General features: G+C 40.0%; 20 protein-coding genes. 7 read left to right on the forward strand and 13 right to left on the reverse strand.

Features of this window, described 5'->3' with window-relative positions:
• Positions 1–19: 19 nt before the first annotated feature.
• The 3 genes from IHV12_RS18505 to IHV12_RS18515 all read right to left on the reverse strand — a co-directional run bounded on the left by IHV12_RS18505 (position 20) and on the right by IHV12_RS18515 (position 1429).
• A complete protein-coding gene (locus IHV12_RS18505; protein ID WP_197191834.1) occupies positions 20–667 on the reverse strand; it encodes a hypothetical protein in 648 nt (215 codons plus the stop codon).
• A 63-nt stretch (positions 668–730) separates the two neighbouring features.
• Positions 731–883: a hypothetical protein gene (locus tag IHV12_RS18510; protein WP_191754565.1), complete on the reverse strand. Its 153-nt coding sequence runs from the start codon at positions 881–883 to the stop codon at positions 731–733.
• A 102-nt stretch (positions 884–985) separates the two neighbouring features.
• Positions 986–1429, reverse strand: a complete 444-nt coding sequence (locus IHV12_RS18515) for a DUF6376 family protein (protein ID WP_197191835.1) — start codon at positions 1427–1429, stop codon at positions 986–988.
• A gap of 143 nt (positions 1430–1572) precedes the next feature.
• Here IHV12_RS18515 and IHV12_RS18520 point away from each other — a divergent pair, with 143 nt between their 5' ends.
• Complete coding sequence (locus tag IHV12_RS18520) at positions 1573–1755, forward strand: hypothetical protein (protein WP_197132670.1); 183 nt, start codon at positions 1573–1575, stop codon at positions 1753–1755.
• 27 nt (positions 1756–1782) lie between these two features.
• Here the strand turns inward: IHV12_RS18520 and abc-f are convergent, their stop codons facing one another.
• The 7 genes from abc-f to IHV12_RS18555 all read right to left on the reverse strand — a co-directional run bounded on the left by abc-f (position 1783) and on the right by IHV12_RS18555 (position 5799).
• Positions 1783–3420 (reverse strand): ribosomal protection-like ABC-F family protein, encoded by a 1638-nt coding sequence (gene abc-f, locus IHV12_RS18525; RefSeq protein WP_197191836.1) that lies wholly within the window; start codon positions 3418–3420, stop codon positions 1783–1785.
• Between the two features lie 268 nt (positions 3421–3688).
• The gene (locus IHV12_RS18530) at positions 3689–4135 is read right to left on the reverse strand and encodes an Hsp20/alpha crystallin family protein (RefSeq protein WP_197132664.1); all 447 of its coding nucleotides are present in this window, start codon (positions 4133–4135) and stop codon (positions 3689–3691) included.
• Between the two features lie 12 nt (positions 4136–4147).
• Complete coding sequence (locus IHV12_RS18535; RefSeq protein WP_197132661.1) at positions 4148–4348, reverse strand: spore germination protein GerPB; 201 nt, start codon at positions 4346–4348, stop codon at positions 4148–4150.
• Positions 4345–4740: a spore germination protein GerPE gene (locus IHV12_RS18540; RefSeq protein WP_197132658.1), complete on the reverse strand. Its 396-nt coding sequence runs from the start codon at positions 4738–4740 to the stop codon at positions 4345–4347. The genes IHV12_RS18535 and IHV12_RS18540 overlap by 4 nt, the downstream gene beginning before the upstream one ends.
• 10 nt (positions 4741–4750) lie before the next feature.
• A complete protein-coding gene (locus tag IHV12_RS18545) occupies positions 4751–4921 on the reverse strand; it encodes a spore gernimation protein GerPD (RefSeq protein WP_370568727.1) in 171 nt (56 codons plus the stop codon).
• Positions 4896–5522 (reverse strand): spore germination protein GerPC, encoded by a 627-nt coding sequence (gene gerPC / locus IHV12_RS18550; RefSeq protein ID WP_197132655.1) that lies wholly within the window; start codon positions 5520–5522, stop codon positions 4896–4898. Before gerPC ends, IHV12_RS18545 begins: the two co-directional genes overlap by 26 nt.
• 55 nt (positions 5523–5577) lie before the next feature.
• Entirely contained in the window at positions 5578–5799 is a 222-nt protein-coding gene (locus IHV12_RS18555) for a spore germination protein (RefSeq protein WP_197191837.1), read from the reverse strand.
• A gap of 161 nt (positions 5800–5960) precedes the next feature.
• Here IHV12_RS18555 and IHV12_RS18560 point away from each other — a divergent pair, with 161 nt between their 5' ends.
• Together IHV12_RS18560 and IHV12_RS18565 are read left to right on the forward strand one after the other, a co-directional pair.
• Positions 5961–6179 carry a spore germination protein gene (locus IHV12_RS18560; protein WP_066391061.1) on the forward strand — a complete coding sequence of 73 codons (219 nt, stop codon included), beginning with the start codon at positions 5961–5963 and terminating at the stop codon, positions 6177–6179.
• Positions 6180–6190: 11 nt separating this feature from the next.
• Entirely contained in the window at positions 6191–6736 is a 546-nt protein-coding gene (locus tag IHV12_RS18565; protein ID WP_197191838.1) for an Hsp20/alpha crystallin family protein, read from the forward strand.
• A gap of 130 nt (positions 6737–6866) precedes the next feature.
• Here IHV12_RS18565 and IHV12_RS18570 read toward each other — a convergent pair whose 3' ends face one another.
• On the reverse strand, positions 6867–7610 hold the full coding sequence (locus IHV12_RS18570; protein WP_197191839.1) for an AIM24 family protein: 744 nt from the start codon (positions 7608–7610) through the stop codon (positions 6867–6869).
• A 119-nt stretch (positions 7611–7729) separates the two neighbouring features.
• On the opposite strand from IHV12_RS18570, the gene IHV12_RS18575 reads away from it, so the two are divergent.
• The gene (locus IHV12_RS18575; protein ID WP_197132644.1) at positions 7730–8071 is read left to right on the forward strand and encodes a DsrE family protein; all 342 of its coding nucleotides are present in this window, start codon (positions 7730–7732) and stop codon (positions 8069–8071) included.
• Between the two features lie 325 nt (positions 8072–8396).
• Here IHV12_RS18575 and IHV12_RS18580 read toward each other — a convergent pair whose 3' ends face one another.
• The gene (locus IHV12_RS18580; RefSeq protein ID WP_197132642.1) at positions 8397–8780 is read right to left on the reverse strand and encodes a YggT family protein; all 384 of its coding nucleotides are present in this window, start codon (positions 8778–8780) and stop codon (positions 8397–8399) included.
• A 56-nt stretch (positions 8781–8836) separates the two neighbouring features.
• Complete coding sequence (locus tag IHV12_RS18585; RefSeq protein WP_197191840.1) at positions 8837–9700, reverse strand: aminoglycoside N(3)-acetyltransferase; 864 nt, start codon at positions 9698–9700, stop codon at positions 8837–8839.
• A gap of 127 nt (positions 9701–9827) precedes the next feature.
• Here IHV12_RS18585 and IHV12_RS18590 point away from each other — a divergent pair, with 127 nt between their 5' ends.
• From IHV12_RS18590 to IHV12_RS18600, 3 genes are read left to right on the forward strand one after another with little or no spacing between them, the layout of a single operon-like run.
• Positions 9828–10580 (forward strand): DeoR/GlpR family DNA-binding transcription regulator, encoded by a 753-nt coding sequence (locus IHV12_RS18590; RefSeq protein ID WP_197191841.1) that lies wholly within the window; start codon positions 9828–9830, stop codon positions 10578–10580.
• Positions 10577–11494, forward strand: coding sequence for a 1-phosphofructokinase (gene pfkB, locus IHV12_RS18595; RefSeq protein ID WP_197191842.1), 918 nt, complete (start codon positions 10577–10579; stop codon positions 11492–11494). The genes IHV12_RS18590 and pfkB overlap by 4 nt, the downstream gene beginning before the upstream one ends.
• 15 nt (positions 11495–11509) lie before the next feature.
• Positions 11510–13411 carry a PTS fructose transporter subunit IIABC gene (locus tag IHV12_RS18600; protein ID WP_197191843.1) on the forward strand — a complete coding sequence of 634 codons (1902 nt, stop codon included), beginning with the start codon at positions 11510–11512 and terminating at the stop codon, positions 13409–13411.
• Positions 13412–13588 lie beyond the last annotated feature (177 nt).

Here is a 13588-nt window from a genome sequence, read left to right on the forward strand (position 1 = left end):
CAAAAAGGCTTCTCTTTTCTTACGTCAGTATGTTTATCCATCTGTAGATCGTCCAGCATCCTATGCCTAGATTTACTGCATATAATGCCGCTAGCATGACTTTGTTACGATGAGTAACGAGCTGCACGAAATATAATGTCCCCCATAGGATGAGAATAAGCAATGCCCATATGAGGCTGCGATCATTTCCTTGCATGACTGCTCCATAGCTAAAGATCCATGTATACGGAAATAAGAGGCTTCCTGTAATAAAGTACATGCTATGAACACCGTGGGTTTGAAGTTTGTTAGCTAGAGGTGCTCCCTTAATCATTACACTATAAAGCAAACAAATCCCAATCACTACCCCGAGAAAAAAACCGATCTGAAAGATGTCAAAAAAGAAAACTGGCAGTACAGAAATGGCCTGCATCCAAAACAATCTGCTAAAAAACAGAATCGATAATCCGAACAACGTATAAGGAATGGAATAAAGCGTGCGAATCCCCTTCCAAACTGTATGACCTAATAAGAGTAAGCCATAAATAAAAAACAAAAAACCCAGCAGTTTGCTGGAAAAAAGCATCAGGAAACTGTATAAACAGAAAAGAACGGCAAACGCAATATGATAGAAGTAATCATATTTTGTATGCCTAGCTTTTTCGAACGTATTATTTATTAAAATCATGTTGCACCTGCCAAGACTAGTCGTGTTTATACATTTATCGTCAAAGACTGGTTATTTTTCAAGTTAGTCCTTTGGCACTTTAACCACGCCTCGAATGTGCCAAAGATGAATGAGCTCTAATCGTTTTCGATATTGTTTCGCCTGAAGCCTTCCTTTTTTGTATCTTTTCTTCAATAGCTGCATATAATCTTCAATCTTGATATGATAGTCATCCATTCTTTTACCCACCCTCACCAATTATCTCATTGTCATATTCCCGAATTTAGTCGAAATGTAACATGAAATTTTAAATAAATGAGAAAAAGTAAGAAAAAAGGATTACTCGCCTAATTGCTTAATATCGTTCAATAAGTCAGTGTACACTTTCACATCTTCTAGCAAACCACTCTTCTCCAAGAAATCAGGGGTTATTTCTCCGTTCTCTACCGCAGTTAAATATTTATCTATTCCATCTTGGAACGTTTGATTCTGTTCCATCACCTGATTATGAATATCTTCAAATACAGACGGTGGGGATAGTTCATTAAATTCTTCAATCGTCGTATTCATTTCTTGTAGTGCCTTCTCTAACTCAACACGTGCATTCTGATCTGAGACAGCTTTCTCAGCTAATGAAGGAATTTCTTTAGAAAATTGTTGAACGTCGTTAATGTATTCAGTTGCTTCTGGTACATAATTAATACCGTTCGTTACGTCTTCCACCGCTGAACAACCTGTAAGAACACTGAATGATAAAAGAACTGCCAATAGTGTTTTTTTCATATGATCTCCTCATTTCGATTGGGTTTACTATATTTGAATCTCTTGTATTCGATTTTTCACTTATTATTTTATACGAGTTTGCCGAAAATAAGTTTCGAAATAGGACAATCTAATACTAGTCCAAAAAAGAAAGGCTGATCAAAATGGCTAAAAAAGATAAAGAAAATGAAGGAAAAAAAGATTTATATTTAGACGTTGACCGGATGATGAATGAAGGAATGGCCGGTGGTACGGTGGCTGACAAAAAAGATTTGAATCAGATCGGCTATGATTCTGGAATAACTGAGCAAGAAGAACCACCAGTAAAAATAGATAAAAACAAGTAGAGCCGCTCATGTGAACGGCTCTTTTCTTTATGACCTTAACTTGTTAATCGTGCTTAAAACCTCTTTGTACCTCTGATCGAGATTTACTTTTTCCCTTACGTCTAAACATGTGGAAAGCTGACTGATCAGTTCCGTCATCTCAAACTGCAGCTTGAGCAACTTATCGGCATCCTCCTGGTTACCCTCGTTCTGATTTTCGTTTCGTTTATTATACTCTGCATAATTTCCTTCGAACCAAGATGCTTTCGGTTGCTCTAGCTCTAAAATGTGTGTAGCTGTCTTTTCCATTAGACGTCTATCGTGTGTGGCCAAGATGAACGTACCGGGATAGGCTACCAAGACTTCTTCTAACGCTTCTCTTGTAAACAAATCCAAATAATTGGAAGGTTCATCTAACAACAATACATTGTAGTCACTCAAGAAAAGTTTTGCTAAAGCTGTCTTCATCTTTTCGCCGCCACTTAACACTTCTACTCGTTTAAAAACATCCTCACGTTTAAACAACATTCTAGCTAAGACTGTTCTCACCCATGTTTCATCGTAAAGACTATGTTCCATCACGTTCTCCAGAATACTTTTTAGTGGATCTAAAATATTTAGATGCTGGTGGAAGTAGCCTACTTTGAGCTGATTGGACTTTACGATCGCTTCATTTCCGTTATAGATTTCTTGAAGCAAGGTGGATTTCCCGGTTCCGTTCTTGCCTGTCAAAACGATCTTCATCCCCGGTTTTACAGAGAACGTAAGATTTTTAATCAGCTGCTTCCCATTAAATCCTAAAGTGAGATCTTTAACGGCTAACACTTGCTTACCACGAACTCTAGAGAATCGCTGTATATCGAATTCAACATTTTGCTGTTTCTTTGGCTTTTCTTTTTTATCGAGCATTTCAATTCTTTTTTCGATTACTTTTGATTTTTTTTCAAGTTGGCGTTTTGCACCTTGAAGCTTTCCTTTCCCTAGCTTTGCTTCACTATAAGACATGCGTGATGGTTTATCTTTCATACTCTTGGCTTTCAATGCTTTATCTTTTGCCGTTTTCTCTAGCCTTGTTTTTTCTTTTACATATTGTTCATATTCAAAATGCTTTCTCTTTAGCTGCTGATCTTTTTGGATCAGATAATCTGAATAGTTGCCAGGGTACGTTGTGAATGCTTGTTGATCCAAATCAATTATCTTTGTACATACCATATCTAAAAATACCCGGTCATGAGAGACGAGTAATAGCGCTCCTTTAAAATGTTGAAGAACTTCTGCGAGCTGATCCATTCCTTCAACATCGAGATGAGAAGTAGGTTCATCTAAGATGAGGATATCTGGATTTTGTTCTAGGGCAGCAGCAATTTGAGTACGCGTTCTTTCACCACCACTCATCGTGTCATAACTTTTGCCCTGCAGATTCCATGCTGCCTCACTTTTTGAAGTAATACTTTGCTCTCCTTGTTCAAATTGACTCACGATCGCTAGGGTTCCGTAATGCTGGACGGTTCCAGCATCTCTTTCCTCCGTTTCTGCCAGTAATTTGAGAAACGTTGACTTTCCAGTACCGTTCAAACCAACTAAACCCACTCGGTCGTTAGCAAAAAGTTGTAGCGGTTCTGTTTGCTTTAAAATTAATTTTCCATCATACGATTTTTCTAGATGCTTTGCTTCTAATAAAAGCATAAAAAAACCTCCCCTATTAACTAGAGAGGTCTGCCCAAGCCAAAATAGATATCACAAAAAAACGTAGTAGTGTGTTTTTTTGCAAACAAAAAACAGGCCTGTAATGAAGTCCTAAAAATGGGCAGAGAAATCCTATCTAGCGTTCTACTTTTTATTTAAGTAAATGGCTAAAATCAGATTAATTGCGCATTGGACGTATACACCTGTTCCTTCCGTTGTTTTTCTAAATTGTAAGCGAGCTCATAGCTGTTCGTCAAGCTTACACTCACTACTCCTGCACCCAGTTCAGATTGACCTTTCGTTGATTAGCTCCAGGTCGTGTATCTTTTAATAACCGAATAAACAACAACCCTTTTCGATAAAAAGCTTGAACAGGCTCCTGAAGAACTTTTTCAGGTAAATGAATCTCTCGATTAAAAGTACCAAGTTGAAATTCCTCTGAACTTAAGTGATAGGAATCTAGCGTCAATGATAACTTGCCTTGTACGGTCAGCTTAAACGGGTCGACCATCACTTCAACATCCTCTGTGCGATTCAAACCGGGAAGTGCCAACACACAGCATATTTCCTGTGGTGTGTCATAGATGTTACAAAGCGGACTTTCGTTATTTTGATTAGCATTCGACCTTTGATTCTGATTCGGCGTAAAGAACTGATCACCAAAGTATTCTTCGGCCATCCTTTTCCAGTCCATCATTTGTTTCCAAGTGTCCAATTCAATCACCTCTTATGAAGGCGGCCCTAAAGGAACAGAAGGAGTATCTGGATCCGGAATCTGAGGGGCAGGACCTGTAAAACCGCCTGTGTTAAATAATTGCGATATCGGCTGTATAACCCCGGCGCTTCCTATTTGGAGCACAGATGAGTTTTGTATGCCATCCACTCTTATCTGCTGAATAACGATCGTCTGACTAACAAAAAGGTTCATGATTCCTCCTCCTCACTTTCCGGATTAGGATTAGTTAAGAAATTACGAACATGCTTAACACGAGATTGAAGCTTTATATCATGGACTGATCCGATATGAAGGATCGATGAACTGGACACCCCAAGAATATCTATTTTTCCAACTCTGATATATGGGTTCGCATGATACGTTTGTTTAATCTTATACACCGGACAAACTGGAACTAATACCGGCTGTGAAAAAACTTTGTATTTGCTGTATGGAACATTGAAGGTTCCAAACTTTGTACTTTCTCTCTGGATAGCAAGAGCTGCAGAAAAACTATTGATCTTGTCAGTATCTCCTGTTTGTAGGACACCTGAATTAGCAAGTGAATTTAGGATGACACAGTCTACGACAGATGTTCGATACATAGTGCACCTCTTATAGGGGAACGAGTGATGTACCTAAAACCAATGATTCAGGAGGTGTGTCAAAGGCAGAACCCAAGCTGATACAATCTGTATCTCCGATTAATACGACCGATGACAGCCCCACGCCGATGATGTTAATCTCTCCCACAAACAACTCATGATTGGTTACGCAAAATTTCACTTTCATCCCCTCCAGTAGACTTAGAATCTCTCAAATGCACGATAAAAGTTTCGATTCCACGATAGATGTCCTCTTTTGTTTTTTGAATGATATCTCTTCTTCCCCGCTCATCCTTAGGCTCATATTTAGTCAGATAGTGCTTGATTCTTCCTGGAACTTGTCGCTGAACATCTTCTAATATGAAGATTCGATAAGGTTCATCTAAAGGAATATTCATTTTACTTTCAAGTGATTTTAAATAGACAGGAGCTTCTTTCTCAAAAAAACCATCCATCACTTGAATCATCTCACGGTAGTTTGGATTTTCAATCGTACTTCGTTCCATCTTTCCTGGCATCTGAAGGGTATTCTGACCAATATTGAACTGTTCGATCAAGTCTTTGCTATCATCTGAATGCCCAAGTCCAATGTGCAGAGTGCCTTCGAGTTTTTCTATCTTTAACTGATCAAACTTATATTCTACATTTTGAGGTTGGGATGATAGATCGCTCACTTGTTTCTTTAATGCTTTTATCTGGTCTTCTAAGTCTCTTATCTTATCATTCTGATCGAGAATCATCTGTTGAAGCTTGCTCAAGTAATAGTTGCTCTCTTCATTCATACAATCAGCTCCTTAGTTAGATGTATGCCTTCTACCTAAGGAATTTGCTTGTTGTTTAAAAATTTGCTGCTGCGTTACTATCATTTACATCAGGGTCTTGCGTAAACGTAACATTATAACCGTTCTCCAGACGTAGATTATCCCCAGTATTGAAAGATCCTGCTCCTGCATACGTTTTTGCATAACTGACTGGACATATGGTCTGGACGTCTCCTACATGAAAAACGCTGCCGCTCGATACGGAGTTTACCGATACAGATCCCACAATTGCTGGCATATACGTTCATCCCCACCTTCAAGTACTTCTCACATAATATGCATCCGCCCAATCTTTTGTGCTTAAACGTTAACATTCACCTTTAGGCTTCTACCTACATAACTTATCTGTAAAGGACGACGTCACAATCGTTATTTCTTAGACAAAGGGAGGTGCTAAAAGTGCCCTGTTTAATTGTAGCTCCTATCAATATTAATGCGGCAGAAGGGGTTGTGAATTTTGGCGATACCCTCGTCATCAATCCCAAATCAACAGGCAAAGGATACAACGGCTCTGGCGGAGGAAACACAGGGAATTTTATACAAACAACCAATGTGGTTAACGCAACAAACACATTAGATCCTGATATCTTTGATTCAAATAATGCCGGCAATGCTTAGGGGGTATAAGGATGTTAGGCAAAGGTCCATTGATGCCTTTTTTTAATAACCGTTCTATGGATGACTGGCTAAAATCTTTTGACCAATATGTCAACAAAGGACTCACTCAGTTTGAGAAATTTGCAGACCAGATGTCTTTTGAAGTGGATACAGAAGAAACAGCGGACGACTACAAGATTCGTGCAAATCTAAAAGACTATAACCCAGAAGATCTTCAGATTGAAATCCTCAATCAAGGACTTCAAATAAAGGCACAACGAGAAGAAATCCGATCCACAAAAAATAAAAGAACAGGGCATTTTCAACAAAGAAAGTCCATGAAACGAACGGAGCGGTTCGTACAATTGCCTTTTATGTTTAGAAACGAAGATGTTAACGCTCAATATACGAATGGGATCTTAACCATTTCCGTTAACAAAAATGGCGGAGAAGTGATGAATCCGACCGTACCCATACAAGTAAATTCAAACGAGACCAGCGGTACAGTTGCTGAGAACAGCATGAACGCTAATAACACAACGAATCAAACAACTGACAACGGGCAGTTTGAAGAGTAGGTGCAGCTTTTAGATCTCATTTCAAGATGTACTTCTTGTGACTTGATGTGTGTTGAGGCTTTAGATCCCAACAAAAAAAATGCTGACACGAAAGGATGAGGCGTTCAACCTTTCATGTCAGCTTTTTCTTTTATCTTCCTAGTGTCGGTGCTATCCACACCTCGCCGGTTCCTTCAAAAACGTGCAGGTAACCCTCTCCACTTGTCGCCGATCCGATGATAGAAGAGGAAGCTCGTTTAACAGAAAAATCGATATCCCCTTTTCTTAAAAGTGCAAAGTTACCATCCACTTGAAGCTTTTCATCATGAAGCTCTACCTTCATAATCTGTTGAAGCGGAACAGGACTTTGAAGCACGCAAAAGCCAGAGCCTCTTAATCTCGTTTGAAACAGCCCGTCTTCTCCTTTTATAGAAGAAGTTAGTTTTTGTCTGGCTACACCTAATTGTACGGATGGTTCTGCCGCATAAAACATTCCGCGATCAGCAACTACTTCTTCGTCATTTAAGTTCAACAACAAATAGTGACCATACGACGGCTCTAAGTAGATTTCTCCCGTTCCTTCATACAATGGTTTAAACAAAGATTCTTCCGTTAAAATATTGGAAGCCATCTTCTTCATGAATCCTCCAACTCCACCTGCATTACTTTTCAGTCCTAGATCACCTTTCATAAACTGCAATGCTCCCGCCTCAGCTTGAACAGCTCCTTGGCGCAATGTGATACGAACTTGCTTTAACGATATCCCGGTTTCTTTGGCATAATATGAGGAACTTGAACCTGCACTTGTTACAGGCAACTGCTTATATTCAAGGACTTCAAATGTCGCTCGACGTCCTTCTTCTTTTTCAATAACGGTAAAAAGAGATTCATTCATAACCATCATCCTCCTCTTTCTAGCATAACAAACTCTGACTTTGTTTAAACAAAGCGTGGTATAATTCACACAAAGATATTGGCTATCGCCAAAAGAATATGAGAGAGGCGTGATTTGACGTGCAGAACAAAATCATTCTTGTAACAACTGACTCATTTGGTACTGGCAATGATCCTGCTCTTGGAGAAAATGTAATGGAAACGTATTTTACTGTTTTAAAACAGCAATCTGATCTTCCAGCTGCTATCTTTTTCATGAATCGCGGCGTATATTGTCTCACAGAACAGTCTCTATGTTCGCTGCATCTTAAGGAAATTGAAGAAAAAGGTGTTAAAGTATTCGCCTGCAAGACATGTGTTGACCACTATAACGTTGAAAATGAGCTTGCGGCTGGGGAAATTTCAGGAATGGCACACTTTGTAGAGCTTTCTGCTACATATGAAGTTATTACGATTGCATAATATATAAGTGATTTAAGGTAATTTTTCGCACTCGATGTTGGGATTGAATGTGGTTGATTTCCGCTCCAGGTTGCTCGCTTTCCGCGGGGCAGGCGGTGAGCCACTTGCCGCTTTGCGCCACTAAATGTCTCACCTGCCCACCTGTCCCGCAGGAGTCTCGCACCTTCCACTCCAATCAACTTGCAATGAAGTGAAGAAAAAAATTTAAGGGCAACAATCCTCGAACAAAAAAGAAGATTATCTACTTCCCATCTTCGTTTTTCTTCTAATTAATGTGACATAAAAAAAGCGTACACCTAATTTGCCGGTGTACGCTTTTTTAGTTCTATCTTTTTTCTTCTCGTATGATTCTCTTTTCTCTAGTCGTTGCCTCGTCTCGGATAACGGGTTCTTCTCTAATCACCGTTTCACGATGAACGTGATCTGCTTTTCTTACTGAGAAAAGCCTTTTTAGCAGCATGCCCACTACGCCATACACAATGATTGCAACAATCGTGGACAATTCGATCAGAAATCCATTGGCTAGTTCGACGTTTGGAAAAATCGCTGCAAATGGTAATAGAAGCGGTTGGCTCAGACCGTATATGAGCTGTGCGAAAGCTGCTCCTTCATTTGCATTAAACAGCTGGAAAATAAAACGTAAAATTAAGATAAGCTGAATGATACCGACTATGAATGAAATAATTGTGGCTGGAACGGAACGCCTCATCGCAATTCCCTCATTTCATTGGATTTGCTACTAAACATACCCTTCTTTTCACAACATTAAGCATGCTCAATCGGTTTATTACTTTGGTCATACTGACTTAGCCAATTCTCCGTAAAGTCTACGAGTTCTTTCTGTGGAATCAGTCGACAATCAGCCATCCCAACTTTTCCTTTCTTGACTGGATAACTATTTTGCTCGTAAACCTCTCCAATCTCTTCAAACAATTCTTCTCGATAAGAGATCTGAGTGAACGACTTCCAAACTCTTTTTCCATCGCTAAAAAACGGGCCTGCATTTTGTTCTGTTTTTGGTGACGGTACGCGATGTTCTGCTAAGTGCATGGAGGTATTCGAATCATAGTCTACACCTAATAAAAGAACATGACCTTGAAGTTCATAAACTCTTCCAAGAGGTGACTGTTCGCCTAAACCGAAATCCACTGAATGATCGTTTATGATCGTTTCTTTATTTTTTCCCCATGCAGCAAAAGATTCTGTTGGATGATTGCTTCTTAAGACACCCGGAAACGTGCGAAATGCTTCTACAATCGCTCCCATAAAATAGGTCGGTGTTACAGCTGGATCAAACGCAGGCATCTCTTCTATGATTGTTGGCCACCAATCCTTTGGAACTGGTGGATTCAGCCACCCTGCCGGATCAGAATAATGAGCCGTGTGTGTAGGCATAACCAATGTTCCTTCTTCTGTAATAACGTCCATTAACGCTTGCACAACTGCAACAGGTCCTCCTACAACCCAACCTAGCGACTTCAAGCTAGAGTGAACGATAACAGTCATTCCTTTTTTTAATCCTAATAATCTAAGATCCTCTGCTAAAGTCACCCTCGTTTTTGGATAATCTGTATGTAATTCTATACTACTCACACTTCTCACAACCTTCAGCTTTTTATGTACCCTCATTATACCAAAAGAAATGGAATACTTTGGCTATGGCTGATTTTGATTATTTTTGGTTGTTTATGATTGAAAAATGTAAGGGCTTACGTTAAAATGATGTCAAAGATAAAGAACATTTGGAGGTGTCAGAATGCTTACACCTGAAAGACATCGTAAGATTATTGAAGTTTTAGGCGAAAAGTCAGTAGTAACCATACAAGAACTCGTAGAAGCAACAGCGTCCTCTGAGTCTACGATACGCAGAGATTTAAGTCAGTTGCAGAAAGAAAAGAAATTAAAACGCGTACATGGCGGAGCATCACTTACTCACCAAAAAAGTGAGGAATTGAGCGTTTATGAAAAATCCGAGAGAAACGCTGTAGAAAAACAAAAAATTGCACAGTATGCATGCGACTTAGTTGAGACTGGAGATTGTATCTATCTCGATGCAGGTACGACAACACTAAAGATGATTCCTCATCTAAAGGATAGAGAGATTACGGTTGTAACGAATGCCATCTCACACCTCGATGCGTTAAGTGAGCTCGAGATTAAGACGTACTTGATAGGTGGACTCGTAAAGTCTAAAACGAAAGCACTTGTTGGCAGCAGTGCGATTAAGAGTTTGAGTTCCTACCGATTTGATAAGGTGTTTCTTGGGATGAACGGCATTCATATGGAGGCAGGCTTCACTACGCCAGATCCGGAAGAGGCCGCAGTAAAAGGTTTAGCGATCTCTCTTTCACAAAAAGCATTCATATTAGCTGATCATACGAAGTTTCATGAGACTTCGTTCTCAAAAGTAGCTGACTTAAGTGTGGCTATTATTATTACGAACGAAATTGATGATGACGTCATCTATGACTTTCAAGACAAGACAGAGATAAGGGTTGTGACACCATGATTTATACTTGCACACTCAATCCATCCATCGATTATATAGCTCGAGTGGAGGATTTTAAAGAAGGACATTTAAACCGCACATCAGACACCTTTGTATACCCCGGTGGAAAAGGCATCAACGTTTCACGCGTCCTAAAGCATCTTGGGATAGACAGTACTGCGCTTGGATACACCGGTGGCTTTACTGGTGCTTTTTTAAAAGACTTTTTAACAGAAGAGCAAATTCTTCATGATTTTATAAATGTTTCAGAAGTTACGAGAATTAATGTGAAGCTCAAGTCTCATAAGGAAACAGAGATTAATGGTCTTGGACCTTCTATCTCTATAGAAAAACAACATGATTTACTTCAAAAGATCGACCACATGAGCGAAGGTGATTTCCTCCTTCTTGCTGGAAGCATTCCACCATCGATCTCAGAGGATTTTTATGCAGAGATCGCAAAAAAGTGTAAAGACCTAGGCATTCACGCGGTCATTGATACGGCTGGAGAAGCACTGCGGAAGACGCTATCGTTTCAGCCCTTTTTAATCAAACCAAACCACCATGAACTGGGAGAACTTTTTCAAACAGACGTTAACAGTAAAGAGGATGCTATTTTTTACGGCAAAAAGCTGTTAGAAGCTGGTGTACAGAATGTCATCGTTTCTATGGCTGGAGATGGGGCAATCTTTCTTAACAAAGATACTGTCCTAATATCAAACGTACCCGTTGGAACCGTTAAAAATTCAGTAGGTGCTGGTGATTCGGTTGTAGCAGGATTCCTATCTCAGATCATCCAAGAGCGTGACCTCTCAACCGCGTTTCAATACGGAGTCGCTGCAGGAAGTGCCACTGCTTTTTCAGAAGACTTGTGCACGCTAGAACAGGTAGAATCGTTACGCAAACAGATCGTTATAGAAGAAGTAACACGATAACGAGGAGGAATGATGATGAAAATCACGGATTTATTAACAAAAGATACAATCTTATTAAACTTACAGTCTCAATACAAAGAAGCAGTAATCGATGAATTAATTGAGAAACTGCATACAGCTGGAAAACTAAGTGATAAAAAAGGATATAAAGAAGCAATCTTAGCCAGAGAAAGCCAAAGTACAACAGGTATTGGTGAAGGAATCGCCATACCTCATGCAAAAACAAATGCTGTAAGCGAGCCTGCTATCGCTTTCGGCCGTTCAACAGACGGCATCGATTATGAATCTTTGGATGGTCAAAACGCGCATCTGTTCTTTATGATCGCTGCATATGAAGGCGCTAACAATGACCATTTAGCAACACTCTCTAGACTCTCAAGCTTTTTGATGGACCCTAATTTCAGATCGAAACTCCAATCTGCTACAACAGAAAAAGAGATCTTAGATGCGATTGATGCTAAAGAAAAAGAGATGGAGAAAGAAGATGCTCCGACCTCTTCTTCATCAAAACAAAAAATACTAGCCGTTACAGCCTGTCCTACAGGAATTGCTCATACGTATATGGCCGCTGATGCGCTAAAAGCAAAAGCGAAGGAAATGGACGTCAACTTAAAAGTAGAAACAAATGGTTCGAGCGGAATTAAAAACGCACTTACGAAAGAAGATATTGATGAAGCTCATGCGATTATTGTCGCTGCAGACAAACAAGTTGAGATGGAGCGTTTCAACGGCAAGCACGTAATTCAAGTCCCAGTTGCTCAAGGAATTCGAAAGCCTCAACAGCTCATTCAGCAAGCGTTAGATCAAGATGCACCCGTTTATAAAAGTAACGGAGAAACCAAGGGTGTTGATAATAAGAAAGCTGCTTCACCAGGAGGAAGATCTGGTTTTTATAAACACTTGATGAGCGGTGTCTCCAACATGCTTCCCTTCGTTGTTGGTGGAGGAATCTTAATCGCTATCTCGTTTATTTTCGGCATTAACGCAGCTGATCCGAAAGATCCTTCTTATCATCCGATCGCTGAAGCACTGAGCACGATAGGTGGCGGTAACGCGTTTGCTTTAATGATTCCTGTATTAGCAGGTTTTATTGCGATGAGTATCGCAGATCGTCCAGGATTTGCGCCTGGTATGGTCGGAGGATTTATGGCCGCAACAGGCGGAGCTGGATTCCTTGGCGGGCTGATCGCTGGTTTCTTAGCAGGATATTTAGTTCTTGGATTAAAAAAGTTGTTTAGCAGCTTGCCTCAATCACTAGAAGGAATCAAACCTGTTCTTCTTTATCCTTTATTCGGTATCCTTCTCACCGGTCTGATCATGATGTTCATTGTGATTGAACCCGTGAAAGCATTGAACGACGCATTAACGTTGTGGTTAAAAGGGATGGGAACCGGAAATCTTGTATTCTTAGGTTTAATTCTAGGCGGAATGATGGCTGTCGATATGGGTGGACCTATCAATAAAGCCGCTTTCACATTCGGTATCGCGATGATCGATGCAGGTAACTTTGCCCCACATGCAGCCATTATGGCTGGTGGTATGGTGCCACCACTTGGTCTCGCACTATCAACAACATTGTTTAAAAAGAAATATACAAAAGCAGAGCGAGAAGCAGGGAAAACAAATTACATTATGGGAGCTTCTTTTATTACAGAAGGTGCTATACCATTCGCCGCTGCCGATCCTGGTCGTGTAATCCCGGCCGCCGTTATAGGATCCGCTGTAGCTGGTGCATTGTCTATGGTATTCGGCATCGGACTTCCCGCTCCACATGGAGGCGCGTTCGTTATCCCAATCGTAAACGGAAATCCGTCGTTATATGTATTAGCGATTCTAATCGGTTCAATCGTTACCGCTTTTATCGCGGGTATTCTAAAAAAAGAAGTTCAAGAAGACAAAAAAGAACTCGCAGCGTGATGTGAGGGGAAAAATTGAAACAGAAAAAGGATAAAACTAACTCGACATGACGAGTAGTTTTATCCTTTTTTCTTATGTGATGTTTTATTAACTAAATCAATATACTCATCCTAAAACCGTTCCGTTATCAAGTAGAGGTTTAGCAAAAGGTTGTTTTTATGTTTTTCTCTTCATATG

This window comes from Fictibacillus sp. 7GRE50 (assembly GCF_015903875.1).
GTDB lineage: Bacteria > Bacillota > Bacilli > Bacillales > Fictibacillaceae > Fictibacillus > Fictibacillus phosphorivorans.

What these genes read in the sequence shown, in the direction of transcription:
- IHV12_RS18505 (WP_197191834.1), bottom strand. Translation starts at nt 667, where the DNA reads ATGATTTTAATAAATAATACGTTCGAAAAAGCTAGGCATACAAAATAT.
- IHV12_RS18510 (WP_191754565.1), bottom strand. Translation starts at nt 883, where the DNA reads ATGGATGACTATCATATCAAGATTGAAGATTATATGCAGCTATTGAAG.
- IHV12_RS18515 (WP_197191835.1), bottom strand. Translation starts at nt 1,429, where the DNA reads ATGAAAAAAACACTATTGGCAGTTCTTTTATCATTCAGTGTTCTTACA.
- IHV12_RS18520 (WP_197132670.1), top strand. Translation starts at nt 1,573, where the DNA reads ATGGCTAAAAAAGATAAAGAAAATGAAGGAAAAAAAGATTTATATTTA.
- abc-f (WP_197191836.1), bottom strand. Translation starts at nt 3,420, where the DNA reads ATGCTTTTATTAGAAGCAAAGCATCTAGAAAAATCGTATGATGGAAAA.
- IHV12_RS18535 (WP_197132661.1), bottom strand. Translation starts at nt 4,348, where the DNA reads ATGAACCTTTTTGTTAGTCAGACGATCGTTATTCAGCAGATAAGAGTG.
- IHV12_RS18540 (WP_197132658.1), bottom strand. Translation starts at nt 4,740, where the DNA reads ATGTATCGAACATCTGTCGTAGACTGTGTCATCCTAAATTCACTTGCT.
- gerPC (WP_197132655.1), bottom strand. Translation starts at nt 5,522, where the DNA reads ATGAATGAAGAGAGCAACTATTACTTGAGCAAGCTTCAACAGATGATT.
- IHV12_RS18555 (WP_197191837.1), bottom strand. Translation starts at nt 5,799, where the DNA reads ATGCCAGCAATTGTGGGATCTGTATCGGTAAACTCCGTATCGAGCGGC.
- IHV12_RS18565 (WP_197191838.1), top strand. Translation starts at nt 6,191, where the DNA reads ATGTTAGGCAAAGGTCCATTGATGCCTTTTTTTAATAACCGTTCTATG.
- IHV12_RS18570 (WP_197191839.1), bottom strand. Translation starts at nt 7,610, where the DNA reads ATGAATGAATCTCTTTTTACCGTTATTGAAAAAGAAGAAGGACGTCGA.
- IHV12_RS18580 (WP_197132642.1), bottom strand. Translation starts at nt 8,780, where the DNA reads ATGAGGCGTTCCGTTCCAGCCACAATTATTTCATTCATAGTCGGTATC.
- IHV12_RS18585 (WP_197191840.1), bottom strand. Translation starts at nt 9,700, where the DNA reads ATGAGGGTACATAAAAAGCTGAAGGTTGTGAGAAGTGTGAGTAGTATA.
- IHV12_RS18590 (WP_197191841.1), top strand. Translation starts at nt 9,828, where the DNA reads ATGCTTACACCTGAAAGACATCGTAAGATTATTGAAGTTTTAGGCGAA.
- pfkB (WP_197191842.1), top strand. Translation starts at nt 10,577, where the DNA reads ATGATTTATACTTGCACACTCAATCCATCCATCGATTATATAGCTCGA.
- IHV12_RS18600 (WP_197191843.1), top strand. Translation starts at nt 11,510, where the DNA reads ATGAAAATCACGGATTTATTAACAAAAGATACAATCTTATTAAACTTA.